Source organism: Dysgonomonas sp. 521, assembly GCF_010501055.1.
GTDB lineage: Bacteria > Bacteroidota > Bacteroidia > Bacteroidales > Dysgonomonadaceae > Dysgonomonas.
Map to the genome: position 1 here is coordinate 73,335 of NZ_QVMO01000001.1, position 23,116 is coordinate 96,450.

The window sequence follows — 23,116 nt, forward strand, 5'->3', positions numbered from 1 at the left end:
CTGCCATATCGAAGCCACATACTGCCACCCTTATAAAATTCGACTGTCACCCTGCTGATTAGGACTACTTTTATTCTGCATTAATATTGATGCAGAACAAAAAATAGTTTAATCATGGATGAAAAATTAAATCCGAAAGACAAAGTTCTCCTGATGCGGGATGAAGGAGAAGGTAACAAACTCAAAGTAGTGAAAGGCATTGATAAGAAAGGAAAGATTGATGCCGTTGATCCCATGAAGGCGAAAGAAACCGATTTTCTCAAAATTGACAAGCACGCCGATCCTCTCGAAAACTTTTTCAAGAACTTTTTTAATCAGGCAAAGAACCCGTCGCATACAGGCTTTTATGCAGTTACGGTTGATATGCTTGATAAAGTTCTATCGCTTAGTGATAAGGAGTTGGAAAAGTTTCGTATTGATCCGAGAGATTACCTGAATAAAGAACAGGAGCAATCAACAAAGGAAACTCAAAAAGAAGTCGTACCCGAAAAAAAAGAAGAAAAAATGGATTCAACAACCGAGCAGAAGACTGAATTTAAGCAATTCGACACAAGCCGTATTCCTGAAAGTGAATATCAGAAATACGGTATCAAGCCCGAAAATTTGGAGGGCGAACTCAAAGCCATGAGTTACGGATACAAATCCCCGCACTTGGTAGATATTAACCCCAAAATAGAGGGTGTGGACTATCCGATGAAAGCCCGTCTGTCATTGGAAGAACAGCCGGACGGCAGTCTGAAATTTGTTCCCCACCCGCAGCAACAGCAGGTAGATTTGGAGAAACCGTTTCAGGGTATTATGCTCCCGAACGATGTAAAGGAAAACTTATTGGCGACGGGTAACAGTGGTCGTGTGGTCGAACTGGAACCAAGACCGGGCGAAAAAGTACCATCGCTTATTTCTATTGACAAGCTGACTAATCGTTTGGAAGCCGTACCACTTGATAAACTTACAGTTTCCCAAAATCTAAAAGGTGTTGAGTTATCTCCTGAACAACAACAGGCACTAAAAGAGGGAAAGAAAGTATTAGTCGAGGGCATGACCTCTAAAAACACAATCGGTACAGATAATCCCCGAAAGTTTGATGCTTACGTTCAGTTCAATGCTGCCAAAGGCGGTTATGATTTTTCCTATGACGGATTAGACCGCAATAAGTACCAACAGAACAATAAACAGGAACAAAATCAAAATGGGGAGCAACAGAACCAAGTCCGCATTCCTAAAAAACTCTTAGGCGTTGATTTGGATGAAAAGCAGCAGAACTCACTCCGTGAGGGTAAAGCTGTCTATGTTCAGGGCATGATGAAAGACGGACAAGATCAGCCATTCAATGCGTATGTAAAGGTAAACAATGAAAAAGGTAAACTCGACTTTTTCAAATGGAATCCTGATAAAGCTAAAAAGCAAGGTGCGGATGTGAAAGTTGCTGAAGGAAATAAAACACAGGTAGCAGTTAATTCCGAAGGCAAAACCAATGAAGCTACCAAGAATGTAAAGGAACCCCTGAAACAAGGTCAGCAAAAGCCTTCCGAGAGTCAGGATAAAGAACAGAAGCAACAACAAACTGCTAAAAAGCCTGTGAAAAAATCCACAGGACACAAAATGTAATATCAACCACTAAAAAAATCCAATAGTAAATGAAAGTAATAATTGCAGAAAAACCAAGCGTAGCACGTGATATAGCGGCTATCTTTGGTGCGAGTAACCGCAAAGAAGGTTATTTAGAGGGTAACGGGTATTGTGTTACGTGGGCGTTTGGACACCTTATAACATTGGCAATGCCACAGGATTATGGTATCACGGGCTTTCAGACTGAAAACCTACCGATACTTCCCACAGAATTTAAGTTGCTGCCCCGTCAAATCAAAGACGGAAAGGAATACAAACCCGATCCGGGCACAATGAAGCAACTTAAAGTTATCAAAGATTTATTTGGTAAATGCGAGCGTATCGTAGTTGCGACTGATGCAGGGCGCGAGGGAGAGTTAATATTCAGATATATATTTGATTATCTTGAATGTACCAAACCTTTCGACCGTCTTTGGATAAGTTCGCTCACGGATCAGGCTATCCGCAAAGGTTTGGAGAATCTACGTCCGGGAAAAGAATACGACAACCTGTATCGTTCGGCAAAAGCCCGGAGCCAAGCCGATTGGGTTGTCGGAATAAACGCTTCACAAGCCCTTTCTATTTCTGCCGGGTACGGGGTATGGTCGTTAGGACGGGTACAAACTCCCACACTTGCCATGATATGCAGCCGATACCTCGAAAATACAGAGTTCAAACCGCAAACCTATTTTCAGGTAAAACTTCATACGGCAAAAGATGCAACCCAGTTCGCCGCTATTTCTACAGAACGATTTGGCACAAAGCAGGAAGCAGACGAAATAGTAAACCGTGTCCGTTCCGCCGAATCCGTAAACGTGATAAGCGTCGAAAAGAAAGAAGCCAATCAGGAGCCGCCTTTGCTCTACGACCTTACCACATTGCAGAAAGAAGCGAACAGCCGTCATAGTTTTTCGGCAGACAAAACCCTGTCGGTAGCCCAGTCGCTTTACGAAGCGAAGTTCATTTCCTATCCGAGAACGGGAAGCCGTTATATTTCCGATGATGTTTTTGCCGAGATACCTGCCCTTATCGGTCAATTATCCGGTTACGCTCCATTCGGTAACTATGCAAAAACATTGTTAGGAGCAAACCTAAACAATCGTTCGGTAAATGATAAAAAAGTTACTGACCACCATGCCCTGATTATCACGGAAAATATGCCGAACGGTATTTCAGCCGACCAACGTATCATATATGATATGATTGCCGCCCGCCTGTTGGAAGCATTTTCGGGCAAATGCACCAAAGAGAACACAAGTATTACTTTGGATGCTTCGGGCATTTCGTTTTCGGTCAAAGGCAGTATTATCCTTATTCCCGGTTGGCGTGCCGTATTGAACGCTCCCGATGAAGAAAAAGGCGAAGACGATGCTCCGGCACTCCCGTCTTTATCTAATGGCGATGTACTTCCCGTTAACGGAACGGATTTATTGGAGAAACAAACCAAGCCCCGCCCGTTACATACGGAAAGTAGTCTGCTTTCTTCTATGGAAACCTGCGGTAAAGATCTTACCAACGAGGAAGAACGGGAAGCTATCAAAGAATCAGGTATTGGAACACCTGCCACCCGTGCCAGTATCATAGAAACACTGTTTTCCCGTGAATATATTCAGCGTGAAAAGAAATCTCTTGTTCCCACCAATAAAGGATTGGTTGTCTATTTGGCTGTCCGTAATAAAAAGATTGCGGATATCAGCATGACAGGCGAATGGGAAAACGCTTTGAATAAAATAGCAGAGGGGAAAATGGATGCCGATACGTTCCACAAGGGTATTGAAGTATATGCAGCACAAATAACGACTGAATTACTGGAAAGTAAAATCGAAGGGGGTAATCAGCGTGAGAGCTGCCCATGTCCTAAATGCAAAAACGGTCAGGTTGTTTTCTTTCAGAAGGTAGCCAAATGTAATAAGGAAGATTGCGGATTAACCGTGTTCCGGAATAAGTCGGGTAAAGACCTGACCGACGGGCAACTCAAAGACTTGCTTACCAAAGGTAAAACGGGAACTATCAAAGGTTTTAAGAGTAAAGAAAACAAGCCTTTCGATGCTGCCGTAGCTTTTGATGCAGAATATAAAACGATATTTCAATTTGATAATTCTAAAAAGAGGAAGAAATGAAAGTAAATCTGATAGTCTATTTCGCTTATAACGAGAAGCAAGAGAGTGAACATGAAAAGACAACTTCCGATATATTAGATTGTTTTTCGGAATTTTGTGATGATAATGTTTTTGAGTTCCAATGTATTCCCAGAATAGGGGAAGAAATCGTTGCAGAAGACTTGATTAAGAAATGGCTTGAAAATAAAGATTACAAAAAGCCTTGTTCCGAAAGTGAAGTGTGGAATAAAATCTATTCCGTTTTAAAAACCGGAACTTTTAAAGTCACAGGAGTAAGTCATTGTCTTAAAAGCTGTACCGTTGAATGTTCCGAAGTGCAAATGAAAAAATAAGATAAAGTGCTATCTTTGCCACTAAGAAAGTTCATACGCCACAGGTTTGATGAGAAATTGTTAAATCAGGTGCTATTGAATTTTTTTAGTGGTGGCACTGGGGAGGGATACCCCAGTGCCTTTTACATTTCCATATCAATAATTTTACCACTAAAAATTCATAGTATGAAATACAATTCAAATTTAGAGCCTGCGGAAATGTCGTACTTCCGGCTCAATCTATTATCTTATTTACGAGATTCCCACCCCAACAAAGCCAATGATCTTTCATTTATTGCCGGACGTGGGGATATGGCAGCCGAAGCGTACAGCGAAGCCGTTAAAAGCGGCTTAGACCATATTCAGGCAGCCGAAATCGCAAACGAAGCCTTATTCAAAGGCTTACATTTTTCTCCTTATAATGTGATTGTAGAAATTCTTTGGAATGAGTTTTTCGACGAAGTTTCTCCGGGCGAAGCCCAAACAAAGGCGAAAGAATTACTACCTGAATGTCAGGCGGTATTTGCCAAATACAACCTGAATGATGATTATGCCGAAACGACCGAGTACCAGTCGCTCTATACGGAGCTTGTCGGCACAATCCTGATATTGCTCGAAAATGAGTTACAATAAGCGAACTCATTTGCGTCAGAATATTGATGCAATAAAGTTAGCGTTAAGGCTCGACAAGGAACAAAAAAAGGCAACTCCTGAAGAACGGGAAATACTCGCCAAATATTCAGGCTTCGGAGGAATTAAAGCAATCCTTAACCCTGCCGACAAACCCGAAGATATTCAGCGGTGGTCTAAATCCGAAGTCGAGCTTTTTCCGTTGGTGCAGGAACTCCACGAGGTACTCCGTGAAAGTTCGCCCACACCGGAAGTCTACAAACGCTATGTCAGTTCCCTGAAAACTTCTATCCTTACAGCATTCTACACACCTAAGCCTGTTATTGATGCGTTGGCGGATGCACTAAAAGATAGCGGCATAACACCGACACGTTTTTTAGAACCCAGTGCCGGAACAGGTGCTTTTATTTCTTCTTTCAAAGAAACTGCACCCGAAGCCAAAGTAACCAGTTTTGAAAAAGATTTATTGACAGGTAAAATCCTCTCACACCTCTATCCCGATGACAAAGTTCGGATTGAGGGTTATGAAAAAATGGAAGGACGGTACTCACAGCATTTTGATGTGGTTGCATCCAATATACCTTTTGGCGATGTTTCGGTATTCGATCCGTTATTATCCAACCATGAAATACCCGCCGTCAAGCAATCGACACAGGCGATACACAACTACTTTTTTGTAAAAAGTGTTATGTCGGCCAGAGAGGGCGGGATAATCGCCTTTATTACCAGTCAGGGCGTACTTAATTCGGAACAAAACAAACCGATACGGGAATACCTGATGAACACCTGCGATGTTGTTTCAGCCATACGCCTGCCCAATAACCTGTTTTCCGACCATGCCGGAACAGAAGTCGGTAGCGACCTTATTATCCTGCAACGGAATAATAAAAATATCGTTCCGAGCCAAAGGCAACAGGATTTTATCGAATCACGCAAGTTATCTAATGGAATATCCATTAATAACCTATTTCGTGATTTTGACAGGGTTGTGCAGACCAGTTCAAAGATAGATACTGATCCATACGGTAAACCCGCTATTGTTTTTACTCACGAGGGTGGAGTGGACGGTATCGCCAAAGACCTACGGCAAATGCTGAAAGAAGACTTCTCCCAACATTTAGACTTACAGCGTTATCAAAGCTATGCACAAGAATCGGACATATCCCGAAAAAGTACAGCTCAACTCGATTGGGAAGAAAATGCACTGGGTTTTGAAGATGTTCTTTCGGATGAACAACTGGCTGATATTAAGGAACAGGAACAACCAAAACAGTTTTCAGGTACTCTTTTCGATATGGATGATCCTGCCATTAAAAAAGAGCCGACTACGAAGGCGAAAACCCAGTCCGTAACGCAGGAGCCGTTAATAACACTCTATGACCTTTTCGGGTTTACCCAAGAAGAACGCAGTCAGGTAAGCAAACCTAAAAAACGAGGTAAAAAGTCTAAATCACAAGCAAGCAAACCCAAAGAACTGCCATTTATGGACTGGCGGGAAGAAATGGCGCACAACACCGCACAAGAACGGGAAAAGCTACAACAGGAAACTGCCGAAGCCTATCCCGTATTCGATGCCCGTCGGGAAGAACAACTGGAACGGCTGAAAGAAGAAGCCGAACGGGAACAGCAGGAACGCATGAAACCTGTTCCTTTCCTATTGGAAGATATACCGCCCCATTATCGGGAAGGCTCACTGGTAACGGACGAAAATAATCGTATCGGTTATTTACGTGATTTGAACGGATTTCAGCCGATGTTCCATCCGCTTCAGCTCACCGGAACACAGCAGGCGAAAGCGTCCCTTTACATTGAAATACGGGACACTTATCACCACCTGTATAGCAACGAAGCGACAAGGTTGGAAGCCAATCCCGCATTAAGGGAAATGCTTAACCGACTATATGATGATTTTACCCGTCGTTTCGGAAATATCAACGATGCGAAAAATCTAAGCCTTATTAAAATGGATGCCGGAGGAACGGAAATTCTTTCTCTGGAACGCTATGTAAACGGCAAAGCTGTCAAAGCTGATATATTCCAACAACCGGTTGCTTTCAATCCGAATGAAATAACGTCCGCTGAAAATGCACGGGAAGCCCTGACCGCTTCGCTCAATAAGTATGCAACGGTAAACCTTGAATATATGGCAGGGCTAACGGGTGGTACTTCGGATAAAATACTGGAGGAACTAAAAGGGCAGGTATTCTTCAATCCGATGATAGGCGCTTATGAAATCAAAGACAAGTTCATAAGCGGCAACGTTATTTCCAAAGCAGAATACGTCGAGCAATATTTGGAGAACCACTCCGACCATGAAGCGGCAACAGAATCATTAAAAGCTCTGAAAGAAGCAATACCCCGTCCGATAGCATTTGAGGATTTGGATTTTAATTTCGGGGAACGGTGGATTCCGTCGGGCATTTACAGCAAATACGCTTCACATTTGTTTGATACGAATGTATCGGTGCATTATGCTCAAAGCCGTGATGAGTACACCTTGAAAGCCGACAGCAAAAATATCAAAATATGGGATCAGTACGCTGTTAAGGCAACAAGCCGGACTTTCGACGGCATTGCCCTTATGAAACACGCACTGCATAATACCTCGCCCGATATTACCAAGAAAGTCAATAAGCTGATTGACGGGGAAATAAAAGAGGTCAAGGTGCGTGATTCCGAATCTATACAGCTCGCCAATTCAAAGATTGACGAGATACGGAACGGTTTCGTTGAATGGCTTAACGAACAATCGCCGGAGTTCAAAGACAGACTGGCGGATAAATATAACCGCACGTTTAATTGTTTCGTCCGTCCGGAGTATGACGGAAGCCACCAAGAATTTCCCGGACTTGATTTGAAAGGGTTGGGTATTCCCGACCTGTACAAGAGCCAAAAGGATGCTGTTTGGCTTGATAAACTCAATGGCGGGGGCATAATCGACCATGAGGTTGGCGGTGGTAAAACCTTGATAATGTGCGTAAGCGCCTACGAGAAAAAACGTTTGGGATTGGTAAACAAACCGCTTATTATGGCTCTCAAAGCCAATGTACACGAAATAGCCCAAACTTTCTGTACGGCTTACCCCAATGCGAAAGTGCTGTATCCGGGCAAAGAAGATTTTACACCCACTAAACGGGCGAAGATCTTCAACGAAATGAAGAATAACAACTGGGACGCTATTATTTTAACACACGAACAGTTCGGCATGATACCCCAGTCGCCCGAAATACAGCAACGTATATTACAGGCGGAACTGGATAGCGTTGAAGAAAATCTGGAAGTATTACGGGCACAGGGCAAGGAGATTTCCCGTGCTATGGAAAAAGGCTTAGTTAAAAGACAATTAAACCTTGAAGCCAAACTGGAAAATATTACCTATCAGATTGAGAACCGAAAAGATGATACAGTAGATTTTCGTCTAATGGGTATCGACCACCTGTACGTCGATGAGAGCCACCGATTCAAGAACCTTACCTTTACAACCCGACACGACAGGGTTGCAGGTTTGGGTAATGCCGAAGGCTCACAACGTGCCTTGAATATGCTTTTTGCCCTGCGTACCATTCAGGACAGGACGGGCAAAGATTTGGGAGCAACTTTTCTTTCAGGTACAACCATTTCCAATTCGCTGACGGAGTTATACTTGCTTTTCAAGTATCTCCGGCCAAACGAACTGGAACGACAAGGCATTAATACATTTGATGCGTGGGCAGCCATTTTCGCCAAAAAGTCGATAGACTACGAATTTTCTGTTACCAATGAGATAGTTCAGAAAGAACGCTTCCGGTATTTTATCAAAGTACCCGAATTAGCGGCTTTTTATGCTGAAATCACCGACTATCGTTCTGCGGAGGATATTGGTATCGACCGACCTGTTAAAAACGAAATTCTGCATAATATTCCACCTACTCCCGACCAACAGGAGTTTATTCAGAAGTTAGTAGAGTTCGCCAAAACAGGCAAAGGCGAAATATTGGAACGTGCGCCATTGTCAGAAAAGGAAGAAAAAGCAAAAATGTTGATTGCAACCGACTACGCTCGTAAAATGTCGCTCGATATGCGGCTCATTGATCCCGTTAAATATGGCGATCATGTGGACAACAAGGCTTCGCACGTTGCTAAAATGGTATCGGACTACTACACAAAATTCAAAGACCACAAAGCAACCCAGTTCGTTTTCTCCGATTTAGGAACTTACAAGCCCGGAGAATGGAATCCATGCTCCGAGATAAAGCGTAAACTGGTGGATGACTATGGAATCCCCGCTCACGAAATACGCTTTATTCAGGAAGCCAAAACGGATAAGGCTCGTAAAACCATGATTAAAGACATGAACGAAGGCAAAATCCGTGTACTGTTCGGCTCTACCGAAATGTTAGGAACAGGCGTAAACGCTCAAAAACGATGCGTTGCAATCCACCATTTAGATGCACCTTGGCGACCGTCAGATTTGGAGCAACGGGACGGTCGGGGCATTCGTAAAGGCAACGATATTGCAAAGCTGTATGCTGATAATAAAGTAGATGTTCTTATCTATGCGGTTGAAAAATCATTGGATGCGTACAAGTTTGGTTTACTCCATAACAAACAGCTTTTCATTCGCCAGTTGAAAAACAATTCACTGGGCAGCCGTACCATTGACGAGGGCAGTATGGACGAAAAAGGCGGCATGAACTTTTCCGAGTATGTGGCAATTCTTTCAGGTAATACCGAACTATTGGAGAAAGCACGTTTAGAAAAGAAAATCGCTTCTTTGGAATCCGAACGGCAGGCGTTCATGCGTGGCAAGTCTTCATCTCGTTACAAATTGGAGAGTGTTGTGGCTGATGTAGAGAAAAACAACGGATTTATTAGCCGCATATCTAAGGATATTGAAGCGTTTAACTCCCGTGTTCAGTATCAGCCGGACGGAATTACCCGCCTGAATCCTGTTCAGTTGGACGGATTGCAGGGTAGCAACCCTAAAGAAGTCGGGCTGAAGCTGAATGAAATAGCCGATAAAGCCCGTACACATGGAGCGCATGAGAAAATCGGTACGCTTTACGGTTTTGATTTAATGGTAAAGTCCGAAACCACAGCTAAAGACGGTTTCGATGTGATACAAAACCGCTTCTTTATTAAGGGAGAAGGCGATATTCTTTACAATTATAATCATGGAGTAATGGCTTCCGATCCAAAAACGGCGGCACAAAATTTCCTGAACGCACTTGATACCATGCCTAAACTTTTAGAGAGGTATCAGGCGGATAACGAGAAATTGCAAAAGGATATTCCCGTTCTTAAAGAAGTGGTTGAAGGTACTTGGCGAAAAGAACCAGAACTGAAAGCCCTGAAAGACGATTTAATTAAGTTAGACCGTGAAATTCAACTATCACTTAAACCAATTGAGGAAACCGAAGGAAAGGAGAGCGTGCAGGACAATTCCGTTTCGGTAGGCAATCAAATTCAATCACAAGGGAAAACCGAAACTTCTTTTGTCCAGGACACTCCGTTACCGAACACAATACAGGGAGTGAAAGAAATCATGGGCGATAGGCTTGTTATTGCTTCGGTGGGCAGTAGTCCGCCAAAAGTAGAAAAGAAAGATAGTTCTAAAGGGATTAAACTCTAAGAAAAAAGCGGCTAATGTAATTAGTCGCTTTTTTATATGCGTTTATTTATCAAACAATTCATGAAGTTTCCGTTGAAGTATTTTCTTATCAGGCAACTGGGTTTTATATTCGGATACCATTGTTGGAGATAAATACCTGCTTAAAGCATATTCTACGACTTCGGTATCCTTATCCTTACATAATAAAATCCCAATACTCGGATTCTCGTTAGGCTTTTTTACATCCCGATCTAATGCTTCCAAATAGAAATTTAATTGACCTAAATGTTCCGGTTTGAACTTATCTGCCTTTAATTCAAACGCTATCAAACATTGCAATCCTCTGTGAAAAAAGAGCAAATCAATGTAAAAATCACTATTTCCAACCTGCACTCTGTATTCTTCGCCAACAAATAAAAAGTCTTTACCTAATTCAAGGATAAAATTTCTCATTTGACTAATTAGCCCTTTTTGCAGTTCACTTTCGTTGTGAGATTCTGGCAAACCTAAAAATTCCAGTATGTAACTATCTTTGAAACTGTTTGTTATGTCGGGATGAATTTCTCTCAACACTGTTGAGAGTTTTGCGTTTCCTATCATCGTTCTTTCAAAAAGTCCCGATGATATTTGGCGGTCTAATTCCCTAAAACTATATGATTCTTTTTTGCTGATATTTAGGTAAAACTCTCTTTCTTCAACGGTTTTGCATCTTGAAAAAATGGCTAAATTATGCGACCAACTAATTTCTCTCAACAGTGTTGAGAGTTTTGGATAATCCTTATATGTTTCGTAGAATTGCTTCATTCTCCAAAGGTTCTTATCAGAGAAGCCTTTCAAATCAGGCTCATGCTTGGATAGATAAACAGCCAATTCTTTAACAACTGATTCGCCCCATTTGGAACTATCCAACTGTTTACTTATATATTCCCCGACATTCCAATATAGGTTTATCATTTCCGCATTTACGGTTTTCATAGCGTTGTATTGTGCCTGCCGGATCATCAATACAATTTCGGAAAAATTTTGTTGTTGGCTTAACTGCATATCATTCTAATTAAAGTGCAAAAATACAAATAAATATCTGTAACTCATTATAATTACATTTTCAATAAATTAAAGCCCGTGCCTGTCATCACGACGGTACGGACTTTTGTACAATAATAAAAATTACAAAATGGAAATAGTACAGCTCTCACGGGGTTTCTGAATTTTTATCGTTTTTCCCTTTGTTGAAATTCTCCCTGATAAACTTATGGACATCACTCTCTTTGTAGTAGGTTTTTTTGTAAACTGTTTGAAAAGGCAGTTCGCCTGTACTGCGATAGCGTTGCAACGTTCGTTTACTTATATGGAGTAACTGACACAAATCCTGATTGTCAAGCAATATCTCTCCGTCTAACATATTTCTCCGTTTACTCATTTTATCAAGAGTTTTCTCCTGTTTATCGAAGCGGTACATGATTCGTTCCATCCACGCTTCAAAGTCTTCTTTACTTATATACATAACTATTCGGGTTTTAGATGATATGCCCTATCATGAAGTAATTCTGATTGGACGGATCTTTTATGATTATTTCTTTCTCTCGCATATATTTAATGTAACTTTTGGCGGTGCGTTCCTTTACATCCATTATTTGTTGAATGCGGTCGCATAGGTCGATATAGGTCTGATGTTTTTGTGAATCAAATAATTCACGGGCAACATTTGTCAGTTCTTTTTCTTTCCGTTTCTCTTTTTCTTCTCTCGGTTTTTCGCCTATGTAGATGTGCATTCCCAGTTCCTTATCCCATGAGAATTGCATTAATGGAACATCGAGAGGACTACCGTCCCTTACTTTGAGTGCTTTTACTACTGATATTGAAGGATCACCGTCAAGCTCTATACTTAGAATGGCAGCAGCTTTGCGTTGCAGTTCTGAACCAAGATGTCCTCGTAATTTCAAGCCATTAGGTACATAATGAAGTACGCATACTATACAGGTACGGTATATTCCTGCCAATCTGTATAGTTCGTCCATAATTCTGATACTTTCCACTTCATCATTTGCCGATGATACTAAATCCGCTATTCCGTCAATGACAACCAGACGAATACCCTCATATTCGTAATGGTATTTATCCATACTCTGAACAATGGCTTGCAACCGTTCTTTCCGAGACATTCCCGTAAGGGAGAAAGCTCGTAGTTCTTCCGGCTTTTCGTTCAGTTTGGCACGTTTTAAGAGATTTGATACGTTTTTGAAAAGTTGTACTTCGGATTGTTCCGTATCATAGAGTAGGACAGCCTTGTTATCGGAGTTATCCCGGACATTTACGCCTAATGTATCTATGGTACGATTGTCTTTGATTATCGAACCTGCAATGAGGGCTGCAACATAGTTGCTTTTCCCTGTACCTTCTCCGCCCGTAATACAAAGAATATTTCCTTGCGTTCCCAGTGGTACATCGCCTGCCGATATAACTTCTTCTGCTTTTGCCGGAGGATTGTTGAAATCAATTTCACAGGATTTTAGCATGGTCATTGTTTCGTTATATAGATTATCAAGAAAATCAATGAATAGTTGGCGGAACTCTTTCCGGTTATTTCCTTTACTGAAATAGTCCGTAATATCTTTATCCCTTTTTTCTCCTGAAAGGGGCAGGATAAGTCGTTTTACGCCATATTCCGTCAATGATTTTTCGTGCTTTATCGCTGCATCTATACCTGTTTTATCTGCATCATAGAGCAATACGATATGTTTAAAGCGGAATGTTAGTTTGTAGATTATTCCTGAAGGAATTGTAGAAGTTTCACTATTAAAGCAAATAGCATGAAATCCATGTGCAGCCAGTGTCATTACGTCTTTTTCTCCGCCTGTGATGAACAACGTATCTCCTTTGGCGGGTAATTGTTCCAGTCCGAAACAGTAGCTATCTCCAATGTTACCACCGTATAGAAAACGAACGTCCGAAAATGGGCGGTAGATTTTCATATACCGTTTGCCCATATATCCGAAAATCGGCTCACTTTCTGATGAAGTATAGTAAAATGGTTTATTTTCTTTATTTTCACTTCTAAATTCTTTCAGGGAAACTGTTTTGTAGAATTTCAATATTTCGGACGTAATACCTGATTGCATCCAAAAATCCAGTTCTTTCTGCGTGAATTTTTGTTGTATGATATTATAGGGCTTGTTTTTTTGTGGTTCGGGGTTAGTAGGATTGTTCTTTTGCGGAGTGGACTGTGGAGCATGACTTGTATAATCTGAACTGTCTAATCCTAAAGACATATCCCTATTTATGGTTTTCAGTATTTCAACAAAATCCGCTCCATTGCTACAATCCAATCCTTTTAGTCTACCTACATAGAAAAAGCAATCTCCGCTATAATCATCATTACCGAAGTCTTTTATTTTGTAAACACCATTACGGCGGTCAAAATACACATTGCATGATGCTTTACGGTCTTCGTACAAGGGATTGAGAAAATTACGTCCTATTTTCCATTGTACCGATGAAATATAGTGTTTGAATACGTCCAAACCATTATTTGTCCGTCTTAATAGTTCGTCTTTGTTCAGCATGGAGTTTATGATTGTTTATAAGATCATTCATACATTCATCTGTACTGCGGATTTTCTTTTCATTGAGCATCCGTTTAATTTCAGCAATGGTATAATATGATTTGCCGGAGATAATAGAATAGGATATTAACCGCTTACTGCGTAAACGTTGGAGTGTGCGTTCGCTGATTTTAAGGAATGTGCAAACTTCGTAACTGTCCACCCACATTTCGTCCGGATTGGCAGTATCATCGTCCTGATGATCTATGACGAATTTTGCTATTGCATTGATTTTAGATACCAGTTCTTTGTATGCCTGACTATCTATTGTTATCACTTCCATACTTGCAACTATTTGATTCGCTGCAAAGTTCGGGTGTTTCTTGGCTGTTGATAAAGAGGTCGGTATAAGTTTTTTTGAATATTTTTTTAAAATCGCTTATATACAATGTATTACAAGTGTATTTTTCTCCTTAAAACAGAAAGAAAAAAACAAAAAAGGTCGGTATAGGGTAAATTCCGACTCAAATAAGCATCAAAATCGGATATTTTAGAGTATATACAGAGTAGTATCAACTCAATACCGACCTCTGTATAACTCTTTTTTACATTTTACCCAAACTGCTTATTTGTAATGTGTTACGATTGTGTTTTTCTTTGGAGAACAAGAGGGAAAAATATATAAAGGTCGGTATAGAGTGAATTATAAACTAAAACACCCGATTTGACCTAATTAAGCATCAAATTCGGGTGTTCAACCTTCAATATTATTATTTCCGTCCCATGCGCCGCAACAGGGTGTCTTTTAATTTATCAAGAAATGGTGTAGGAGATACTCGTATTTTTAATTCACTAAAACTACGAGATAAGTTGCTGTCTAATTGAATATTAAAAACATTCTGAATATAGCTGTAAAGTTGTGTCAATGGCACATCTCCGAATATTCCGGCACTGTCCCATGAAATAATTTGTTCCTGTAATTCTACTTTTGTTCCTTTCCATGTTAGTTTGGTGGCAGGAAACCCAAAAGAACCAATTTTTAAGCCGTTATCATTCAAAAGTTCCATTTCGTGCATCAAATAAGCGGAAAGCATATCATTTGCTAAAATTTTAGCTACTTTGAAATCGCAATTTGTTGAAAAATTGGAATCAAATTCATAATTAAATGTTTCGAGGTATTGCTCCATATCGGGCTTATTTCGCAGAAAATAAATAGTATCTAAGCGAGAGGAGCCTGAACGGTAATAACGGATAAAGTCGAGCCGTTTATTGTTGTATTTGTTTATGTCATTTAGTAATTCACACAAATATTCTCGTTGTTTGTCTATACCCGCAGGTCGATTCATTTCAAAGTTATAAACTTTTCGATAGTATATTAAGTGAGAACCCAATCTGGGTTTTACTTCCTTAAAAAACAAGATTTCTTCATCCTCATCTTTAAAATTGTATGATAAGAAAAATGCTTTTAATTGATTAAATGCTTCGAGAAGTACACGGGAAGCCTCTAAAGACTTCGTTATCATACTGACTTCCGAACATTCTATTTGTTCAATCTTTGCATCTACTTCTTTTTTTAGACGGGTAGTAAATTGAATCATATTTTTTCTCTTCCTCTTTTCTTTATACCTTTTTTGGCAACTGATTCACTTGAAAAGCTATCATTTCTTTACCAGAAAACTACACGATAATAGAACATCAAATGCACCTTGTATTTAATTGTATATAAATAAATTGACTTCGTTTTTTACGATTAAGATTTCCGTATCCTTTAATTGCTCTTCATATTCTTTCAGAAAACCATAGATTTTTTCTTCACTATCTGTTAGCTCGATACATTGCGGATGCCGGATAGGGGTTACTTCTGAATGTCCCCATTGTATGTTTTTATGGGTAGATAAATAACCTGCCGAGATATTAAAGCATATAGCCTGTTTTATTTCTGCCAGTTTTGCTTTTTTCAGCATATAATAAGAAAAACCGCTATGAAATAACTTTTGTCTAAAAGTAAGTCCTTTTACTCTTCTACCATGTTCAAAATATATTCGTACTGTAATATTGCTGTTCATTGTTTATCTATTTTAAATGTTGCCCTTTGATTTTTCCATAAATGAGGTGTTTGGGACTTCCGACTATCTGCGAAGCATAAATACCTGTATGCCCTGAAAACAAGTAAGAAACGACACAGGCAATGCCAATATAAATACCACTTTCTGCCCCAAACAATTCTATTCCCATAAGTGTACAGGCAATAGGTGTATTTGTGGCTCCGGCAAACACGGCAACAAATCCCATTCCCGCCAATAATGCCATTGGCAAGGGTATTATACCGAATAATGCGCTGCCTAATGTTGCTCCGATAAAGAACAATGGGGTAACTTCCCCTCCTTTGAATCCTACGCCGATAGTAAATGTTGTGAAAAGAATTTTAGCAAGGAAGTCATACCAACCTTGCTGTATAGAAAAAGATTCGACAATGGTAGGAATTCCAAGTCCAATATACTTTGTTGTGCCTAATCCCCAAACGGCAAGGGCTATTATTGCTCCACCTATAAACGGACGAAGCGGAGCATATTTTATTTTGTTTTTTGCCAGTTTACTCCAAAGGTGTACTGAACGGGAAAACAGCATTGCTGTAAGTCCAAACAAGATACCAACGGCTATTACAAGCAGTATATTTACTACATTCAGTTCGGGGACGAAAGGAATACTGTAATGTGTATGAGCCACTCCCCACAGGTGGCAAGTCAAATGAGCGAAAGCTGCTGCTAAAAAACTCGGTAATATAGCTTCGTATCTCATTCTTCCTACGATAATTACTTCCAATGCAAAGACCGCTCCGGCTAATGGTGTTCCAAATACCGACGCAAATCCCGCACTGATACCAACCATAACCATTATTTTATGGTCACGTTGTTTTAGTTTGAATACGCGGGAAAACTGGTCGGCTATCGCTCCCCCCATTTGTACGGCTGTCCCTTCACGACCTGCCGACCCGCCAAAGAGGTGTGTTATAACTGTTCCGATGTAGATAAGCGGAGCCATCTTAAACGGAATAATATCTTTTGGGGCGTGTATTTCTTCAATCAGGTAATTATTCCCTTTTACAACACTGCTTCCCCAATAATGATACATCAATCCGATAAGCAAACCCGCAATCGGTAACAGGGCAATTATCCATAAATGCGATTCTCTGTAATTTGTTACTAAATCGAGTGATACAAGTAACAGGGCGGATGCCGAACCAATTAACGCCCCTGCTATGATTGTAATTAAAAGCCATTTCAAAAGATAAAACAGTAGTGGAATTTGCTCCACTTTGACCATTAATCTTTTGTAAGAATTGATTTTGTGCATAGATAGTTATTAAACAGAAAGAAAGGCGATTAGCTGATAATCGCCTTTCAATGTGAGATCCTTAATTGTTTTTGAATGTTTTTTTGCCCGCAAATAAAGAGTTCTTGCCTAACTCATGTTCGATACGCATGAACTGGTTGAACTTCTCAATACGCTCACCACGACAACCGCTACCTGTCTTTATATGTCCGGCATTAAGCCCTACGGTCAGGTCTGCAATGAAAGTATCTACCGTTTCGCCACTACGGTGCGAGATAAATGTATTGTAGCCATTCTTATTAGCCAGTTCCATCGTTTCCAATGTTTCACTTACTGTTCCTATCTGATTCAACTTTATCAGTATCGAATTGGCAACACCTTTGTCGATGCCTTCCTGAAGAATGGTTTTGTTCGTGCAAAAGATATCATCGCCCACAAGTTCTATTTTGTTGCCAAGTGTTTTAGTAAGGTTTTGCCAGCCCGTCCAGTCGTTTTCTGCCAGTCCGTCCTCTAATAAGACTATCGGATACTGGCGTACCCACGATTCCCATAGCTTTATCATATCATCGCTTGTGAGTAGCTTGCCTGTACTTTTAAACATTTTGTATTTGCCGTCATCCCACAATTCGCTTGTAGCAGGATCAAGGCAGATACTAATATCGTCGCCGGGCTTGTATCCTGCTTTTGTTATAGCTTCGAGGATAACTTCGACGGCTTCTTCATTCGATTTCAAATCGGGAGCAAAACCGCCTTCATCTCCCACACCTGTACTTAATCCTTTCTTGTTCAGTACAGATTTTAAAGAATGGAATACTTCCTCGCCCATACGGATAGCTTCACGGAATGAAGGGGCATTGTGTGGAGCTATCATGAATTCCTGAAAATCGACATTATTATCGGCGTGTTTACCCCCGTTTATTACATTCATACAGGGGACAGGTAGCAAATAAGCGTTACTGCCACCTAAGTATTGATATAAAGGTGTTTGGGTGCTTAATGCTTTTACCCGTGCATACGCCATTGAAACGGCTAAAATGGCATTTGCTCCAAGTTTTGATTTATTGTTTGTGCCGTCCAAATCAATCATCAAATAATCCAATTCACGTTGAGAGTGAAAACTCTTTCCGACAATTTCATTTGCGATAATTGAATTTACATTATCGACAGCTTTTAGTACGCCTTTGCCCCCATAACGTTTTTTGTCGCCATCACGCAATTCAGTTGCTTCTCTTTCGCCTGTGGATGCTCCACTGGGAACCATCGCACGAGCTTGTGTGCCATCTTCCAGTGTGATACTGGCTTCAACTGTGGGATTACCTCTTGAATCGAGAATTTCCAATGCTTCTACTTTTACAATTTTCATAACATTAATTCTTTATATGTGAATACTTATTGAACATAAACAGATTTAGCCCATACAGAAACTGCATGAGCGATGATGTATATCTATCCTTAGGGAAAATATTTGCTGATAGTAGATATATAAATATAAAAATCCTGCTCATAACCATTGTTGATTAAGTTAAGCAGGAACTATCAGCTACTTTATTAGCGGTTTATAACAGGGGAGTTCCATCCCCTTTGTTGAATAACGGTACAAAGATAAGTAAAAGTTATCAATATATTTAAGGTTGAATAATATATTTATATTTGAAGTGCTAAGAGATATTATCTTATTATTTGGTATTTGACTATCATAACTCCTAAATTGTAGATTTTATTTTCCGTAAGTTCCCATTGTGATTCTTTGGACTGTTCCGGAAATAACGGAACTCCTTTACCGAGAATAACAGGAATGTAAGTTATATACATTTCATCAATCAAGTTCGAAGTAAGAAGTTTTGAAGTCAATTCACCACCACCTACCAATAATATATCTTTACCTTCTTGATTACGAAGTTCGGAAATTCTTTCAATAGTGTTTTCTGTTATGAATTTTATATTTTCTTTTTCACCCCAATTATGGTGCGAAACAACATAAGTCATTTGGCGTGAATACGGCCAAATTATATCCATATTCAGAAACTCACGGTAAGTACGTCCACCCATAATAACAATATCAGTTGAAGCTAATAGTTTCTTGAAACCGTAATCTGTCTTTTCTGGATTTGGAAATTCAATAAGCCACTCCAAGCTACCGTCCGGCTCGGCAATACGTTGGTCAAGCGATGCAGCAATGTAGAGAATAATTTTTTTCATGTTGCTAATATTTACGTGTTATTAACTTCTTTCCAGTTCGCAGATAACACGCAAAAAAGCGTGGAACTTACACAATTCCAATGTAGAGGTACTGGTATACCCTTGAAAGAAACAGGCAAGCCCACGCCATACTTTCGTATAGCATGAACATTGCGCTATCAGTCTCTTTCAAATGAAAATTACCAGTTTTCTACATTGAGACGTTCAGCGAACGCTATGTTATATCTAAACGGACAAATCCGTCAAAATTCTATTTATCTGCCGCAAAGATAGCGAATATGTTTAAGGTAATAAAACTTAGGACAAGTCAATCTTTAGTGCAAGGTGCAAGTATCTATATAATAGATAGACTTGCACCTTGCACTAATCCTAAATGATTCTTATTCAGAATAGTTGTATATTAAAAAATAGTTGTATCTTTGAACCCAAGAGATAGGCAGACAAATAGCAGCCAAGAGCGGTCATAAAAGGGAATCAACAACCTTTTGCTAATTCGTAACCTATGACCTCTTATCCTTATGTAAATAATTGATTTGCAAGACATACCGAGAAAGGTTCATGTACCTCTCTCTCCGCTGGGAAGCAAAGACTTCTAACAGACAAAAGGAGACAAGTCCTGTAAAATCAAGGTTTTACAGGACTTTTTCTTTTATAACTAAGTCACCTGAAAGACCCGAAAAGGACAAAAATAGACACCGTCGGGTTACTAAAAGGTTACTCAAAATCAGGTCGAAAAAATAGTAACCAATTTCCGCATAAGTCCTTGAACTGTCGCGTATTGTCCGCGATTCAACAGCTTGTAATTTTATTATTCACCCTACCTTTGTCTCGATGAGATTTAGGTGCAAAAATTAGAAAATTATGAGTAGTTCATTTAAGATTCTTTTCTACATCAAGAAAAATCAAGTAAACAAGAATGGAAAATGTACCATTATGGTACGCCTTTCCATTAACGGAACAAGGACACAATTCAGTTCTAAACTGGAAATTGAGCCTGAATTATGGGATACAAATGCTGGAAGGGGAAAAGGTAAATCAACGACTATCCTAAGGCTAAATCATCTGTTGAATGATATCCGAACTTCCCTCACAACCACTTATTATGATGTCGAGAAAAAAGAACATGTTACCGGAGAGAAGATCCGTAATATTTTTCTTGGCTACACTACCGAGCAACAAACCTTACTGACCGTTTTTGCCGAACACAATGTCGAAGTAAAAAAGATGGTTGGTATAGGTAAGACCAAAGCTACTTTGGAGAAATACGAGCGAACATACAACCGATTGAAAGATTATCTGGAAACTCGTCATCGGGTTTCTGATATTAGTCTCAGGGAAATCAATCATAGTTTCATTACAGGCTTTGAAACGTATCTTCGGGTTGATTGTAGATGCAACGAAAACACGACGGCGAAATTTATGCAGTTCTTTAAACGAATTGTAATTATAGCACGAAACAATGGATGGATTGTTGGCGATCCGTTTGCAAACTATAAAATTCGGATAAAGAGAGTTGATCGCGGATATCTGACAGAAGATGAACTTCACGAAATCATAAAGAAGAATATGACTTCCGAAAGACTTGAACATGTACGGGATATCTTCATTTTTAGCTGCTACACTGGACTTGCTTATATAGATGTAAAGAATCTCAAAGAAGAAAATATCCGTAAATCGTTTGATGGCTCTCTATGGATTATGACTAAACGCCAAAAGACAAGTACAACGGTTAATGTACCTCTCTTGAAAATTCCATCAATGATATTGAAAAAGTATAGAGGCAAACTAAAGAACGGACAATTACTCCCTGTTTTGAGTAACCAAAAGACAAATTCTTATCTGAAGGAAATTGCCGATTTATGTGGTATTGAAAAGAATCTGACATTTCATCAAGGAAGGCACATGAATTTTCCTTTCCGGCTGATAACAAATAACTTACAAGCGAAATTTCCCTAACAGGTAACGGTTTAGAAATGAGCGAACCCTTATTGTTTACCTTATTTTGCATAATGTACAAAGAACGTCTTTCACCAGCAAATATATAAAAGATTCTTTAGTGGAGAAAAGTATCCGAAATTTTTTTATGATGAAATTTGCGTCCAACTCACTTTAATATCATTTTCACTTATCTTCTGTTTTTATATCCGGCTCCTGCTCGATTATCTCTTTATCAGAACCAAACCAGCGGTAGTGTTGTTACCTTTGTCATTCGAGAATGAACACCATTAAACGAATAAAAAACAAAGTAACCGCCTATGTCCACACTGACCTTTTATCTACGGGCCTCGAGTCTGGGAAATGACACCCCCGGCCGCCTGTGCCTTCGCCTTGTCCACAGGCGCAAGAGTAAAAGTATCTCCACCCCTTACCGCCTGTATCCCTATCAATGGGATATCCTGTCACAGGAAGTGGTCACGGGCAGGGATAATCCACATTCCGACGCTCTGGAAGAAGCGGCGGAGTATATCCACCGGATGCGGGAACGCTTCGAAGCCGTTGCGGATGAGTTTTCCTCCCGCGCCTTCTATACGGCGGAAGAAGTCCTGCATGAACTCTGTCCTCCCCGGCGAAGCAAGGATAGCCTGGCAGGGTATGCTTTACGGTTGTCACGCGGATTGAACAATACAGGACATGAACGTACCGCCCGGGCTTACCTGTCAGCCGTGAACAAACTGCTGGGCTTCGTCCGTGCAGAAGACGTCCGTTTTCGGGATATAACCCCCTCCCTGGTACAGGCCTTTGAGGAAAACCTCAAAAAGAGCGGTAAAAGCCTGAATACCATTTCCTTTTATATGCGTAACCTGCGTGCCCTCTGTTACAAGGCGCAGGATGAAGGACTGGTGCTGTACAGGATGAATCCCTTTAAAGGAGCGTTCACAGGCTTCCATAAGACTGCCAAACGTGCCCTTAATACCGAGCAAATGGGCAAACTGCAAAACCTACCTTACAACCGGTACCTCGAACAAGGCAGGCAGCCTGCGGATGAATCCGAACAAAAGCTGTACACTGCCTGGCGGTATTTTATCTTCTGCTTCCATGCACGGGGCATGTGCTTCGTGGATCTGGCTTACCTACGTAAGGACAACATACGCGGGAACATTATCCGCTATTACCGCAAAAAGACGGGAGGACTGATCGAAGTAAAGATCACCCCGGTGATGCAGTCCGTACTGGACAGCTTTTCGGACGATGTGAAGAACTCCCCTTACCTGTTCCCCGTTATTACGGATACGGGCAAGAAAGAACGCCTGCAATACGAAACAGGCCTTCGCACGCAGAACCTGCGCCTAAAGGAACTGGCACGCAAGGCGGGCATCACTTCTGTACTGACCACCCATGTATCGCGTCACAGCTGGGCCTCGATAGCCAAAGGCGAGAACCTGCCCCTGTGGGTCATCAGCGAAGGGCTGGGACATAACAACCAAAAGACCACCTATACCTACCTGGCGCAACTAGAACGCTCCCGCCTGGATATAGCCAACGAACTGATATGCGCCGCCGTCTGCTCAAGGGCAAGCCCCGTAACAAACGCAATGTATGAACGGAGGAATTATGAGTGAAGAATGAAGAACTAAAAACTAAAAACTAAAAATTAAAAATGATGAGGTGTAAAATGCAAAAAGATACATGATTATGTTAAAGTGTTGGTATGTGGAAGGTTATAACAGCGGATTTTTCCTATCTTTGAGATTCGGTAATAAGGACAAAAAAAATCCGTCACTATACAAGTGACGGAGAGGTGCACCCCGGTAACGTATTCCCTTATATCATACCGTATAGGGG

The 23,116-nt window shown here is 40.5% G+C and carries 16 protein-coding genes and 1 riboswitch; of the genes, 7 read left to right on the top strand and 9 right to left on the bottom strand.

Annotated elements, in window-relative coordinates; all coding sequences use genetic code 11:
• The first annotated feature begins 114 nt into the window (after positions 1–114).
• The 5 genes from D0T84_RS00400 to D0T84_RS00420 all read left to right on the top strand — a co-directional run bounded on the left by D0T84_RS00400 (position 115) and on the right by D0T84_RS00420 (position 10,280).
• Complete coding sequence (locus D0T84_RS00400) at positions 115–1,608, top strand: DUF3945 domain-containing protein (RefSeq protein WP_163304774.1); 1,494 nt, start codon at positions 115–117, stop codon at positions 1,606–1,608.
• Positions 1,609–1,637: 29 nt separating this feature from the next.
• A complete protein-coding gene (locus D0T84_RS00405; RefSeq protein WP_163304777.1) occupies positions 1,638–3,728 on the top strand; it encodes a type IA DNA topoisomerase in 2,091 nt (696 codons plus the stop codon).
• Positions 3,725–4,060 carry a hypothetical protein gene (locus D0T84_RS00410; RefSeq protein WP_163304778.1) on the top strand — a complete coding sequence of 112 codons (336 nt, stop codon included), beginning with the start codon at positions 3,725–3,727 and terminating at the stop codon, positions 4,058–4,060. Before D0T84_RS00405 ends, D0T84_RS00410 begins: the two co-directional genes overlap by 4 nt.
• A gap of 165 nt (positions 4,061–4,225) precedes the next feature.
• Entirely contained in the window at positions 4,226–4,672 is a 447-nt protein-coding gene (locus D0T84_RS00415; RefSeq protein ID WP_163304780.1) for a DUF1896 family protein, read from the top strand.
• Positions 4,659–10,280, top strand: a complete 5,622-nt coding sequence (locus D0T84_RS00420) for an N-6 DNA methylase (RefSeq protein WP_163304782.1) — start codon at positions 4,659–4,661, stop codon at positions 10,278–10,280. The genes D0T84_RS00415 and D0T84_RS00420 overlap by 14 nt, the downstream gene beginning before the upstream one ends.
• A gap of 42 nt (positions 10,281–10,322) precedes the next feature.
• Here the strand turns inward: D0T84_RS00420 and D0T84_RS00425 are convergent, their stop codons facing one another.
• From D0T84_RS00425 to D0T84_RS00465, 9 genes are all read right to left on the bottom strand, one after another.
• Positions 10,323–11,303, bottom strand: a complete 981-nt coding sequence (locus D0T84_RS00425) for a YhcG family protein (RefSeq protein ID WP_163304784.1) — start codon at positions 11,301–11,303, stop codon at positions 10,323–10,325.
• 148 nt (positions 11,304–11,451) lie between these two features.
• Positions 11,452–11,763 (bottom strand): helix-turn-helix domain-containing protein, encoded by a 312-nt coding sequence (locus D0T84_RS00430; protein WP_163304786.1) that lies wholly within the window; start codon positions 11,761–11,763, stop codon positions 11,452–11,454.
• A gap of 13 nt (positions 11,764–11,776) precedes the next feature.
• A complete protein-coding gene (locus D0T84_RS00435) occupies positions 11,777–13,822 on the bottom strand; it encodes a bifunctional DNA primase/helicase (RefSeq protein WP_163304788.1) in 2,046 nt (681 codons plus the stop codon).
• Positions 13,785–14,144, bottom strand: a complete 360-nt coding sequence (locus D0T84_RS00440) for a helix-turn-helix domain-containing protein (protein ID WP_163304790.1) — start codon at positions 14,142–14,144, stop codon at positions 13,785–13,787. Before D0T84_RS00440 ends, D0T84_RS00435 begins: the two co-directional genes overlap by 38 nt.
• A 427-nt stretch (positions 14,145–14,571) precedes the next feature.
• Positions 14,572–15,399, bottom strand: coding sequence for an RteC domain-containing protein (locus tag D0T84_RS00445; RefSeq protein WP_163304792.1), 828 nt, complete (start codon positions 15,397–15,399; stop codon positions 14,572–14,574).
• A gap of 114 nt (positions 15,400–15,513) precedes the next feature.
• Positions 15,514–15,867, bottom strand: coding sequence for a DUF190 domain-containing protein (locus D0T84_RS00450; RefSeq protein WP_163304794.1), 354 nt, complete (start codon positions 15,865–15,867; stop codon positions 15,514–15,516).
• A gap of 7 nt (positions 15,868–15,874) precedes the next feature.
• Complete coding sequence (locus D0T84_RS00455) at positions 15,875–17,125, bottom strand: voltage-gated chloride channel family protein (RefSeq protein ID WP_163304882.1); 1,251 nt, start codon at positions 17,123–17,125, stop codon at positions 15,875–15,877.
• Positions 17,126–17,216: 91 nt separating this feature from the next.
• Positions 17,217–18,497, bottom strand: coding sequence for a phosphopyruvate hydratase (gene eno / locus D0T84_RS00460; protein ID WP_163304796.1), 1,281 nt, complete (start codon positions 18,495–18,497; stop codon positions 17,217–17,219).
• 157 nt (positions 18,498–18,654) lie between these two features.
• A riboswitch (Fluoride riboswitch) is annotated at positions 18,655–18,723 on the bottom strand.
• 79 nt (positions 18,724–18,802) lie between these two features.
• Complete coding sequence (locus tag D0T84_RS00465; protein WP_163304798.1) at positions 18,803–19,333, bottom strand: dihydrofolate reductase family protein; 531 nt, start codon at positions 19,331–19,333, stop codon at positions 18,803–18,805.
• Between the two features lie 858 nt (positions 19,334–20,191).
• On the opposite strand from D0T84_RS00465, the gene D0T84_RS00470 reads away from it, so the two are divergent.
• Positions 20,192–21,289: a site-specific integrase gene (locus D0T84_RS00470; RefSeq protein WP_163304883.1), complete on the top strand. Its 1,098-nt coding sequence runs from the start codon at positions 20,192–20,194 to the stop codon at positions 21,287–21,289.
• Between the two features lie 299 nt (positions 21,290–21,588).
• Positions 21,589–22,893 carry a site-specific integrase gene (locus D0T84_RS00475; RefSeq protein ID WP_163304800.1) on the top strand — a complete coding sequence of 435 codons (1,305 nt, stop codon included), beginning with the start codon at positions 21,589–21,591 and terminating at the stop codon, positions 22,891–22,893.
• The last annotated feature ends 223 nt before the right edge of the window (positions 22,894–23,116 follow it).

What these genes read in the sequence shown, in the direction of transcription:
- D0T84_RS00400 (WP_163304774.1), top strand. Translation starts at nt 115, where the DNA reads ATGGATGAAAAATTAAATCCGAAAGACAAAGTTCTCCTGATGCGGGAT.
- D0T84_RS00405 (WP_163304777.1), top strand. Translation starts at nt 1,638, where the DNA reads ATGAAAGTAATAATTGCAGAAAAACCAAGCGTAGCACGTGATATAGCG.
- D0T84_RS00410 (WP_163304778.1), top strand. Translation starts at nt 3,725, where the DNA reads ATGAAAGTAAATCTGATAGTCTATTTCGCTTATAACGAGAAGCAAGAG.
- D0T84_RS00415 (WP_163304780.1), top strand. Translation starts at nt 4,226, where the DNA reads ATGAAATACAATTCAAATTTAGAGCCTGCGGAAATGTCGTACTTCCGG.
- D0T84_RS00420 (WP_163304782.1), top strand. Translation starts at nt 4,659, where the DNA reads ATGAGTTACAATAAGCGAACTCATTTGCGTCAGAATATTGATGCAATA.
- D0T84_RS00425 (WP_163304784.1), bottom strand. Translation starts at nt 11,303, where the DNA reads ATGCAGTTAAGCCAACAACAAAATTTTTCCGAAATTGTATTGATGATC.
- D0T84_RS00430 (WP_163304786.1), bottom strand. Translation starts at nt 11,763, where the DNA reads ATGTATATAAGTAAAGAAGACTTTGAAGCGTGGATGGAACGAATCATG.
- D0T84_RS00435 (WP_163304788.1), bottom strand. Translation starts at nt 13,822, where the DNA reads ATGCTGAACAAAGACGAACTATTAAGACGGACAAATAATGGTTTGGAC.
- D0T84_RS00440 (WP_163304790.1), bottom strand. Translation starts at nt 14,144, where the DNA reads ATGGAAGTGATAACAATAGATAGTCAGGCATACAAAGAACTGGTATCT.
- D0T84_RS00445 (WP_163304792.1), bottom strand. Translation starts at nt 15,399, where the DNA reads ATGATTCAATTTACTACCCGTCTAAAAAAAGAAGTAGATGCAAAGATT.
- D0T84_RS00450 (WP_163304794.1), bottom strand. Translation starts at nt 15,867, where the DNA reads ATGAACAGCAATATTACAGTACGAATATATTTTGAACATGGTAGAAGA.
- D0T84_RS00455 (WP_163304882.1), bottom strand. Translation starts at nt 17,125, where the DNA reads ATGGTCAAAGTGGAGCAAATTCCACTACTGTTTTATCTTTTGAAATGG.
- eno (WP_163304796.1), bottom strand. Translation starts at nt 18,497, where the DNA reads ATGAAAATTGTAAAAGTAGAAGCATTGGAAATTCTCGATTCAAGAGGT.
- D0T84_RS00465 (WP_163304798.1), bottom strand. Translation starts at nt 19,333, where the DNA reads ATGAAAAAAATTATTCTCTACATTGCTGCATCGCTTGACCAACGTATT.
- D0T84_RS00475 (WP_163304800.1), top strand. Translation starts at nt 21,589, where the DNA reads ATGTCCACACTGACCTTTTATCTACGGGCCTCGAGTCTGGGAAATGAC.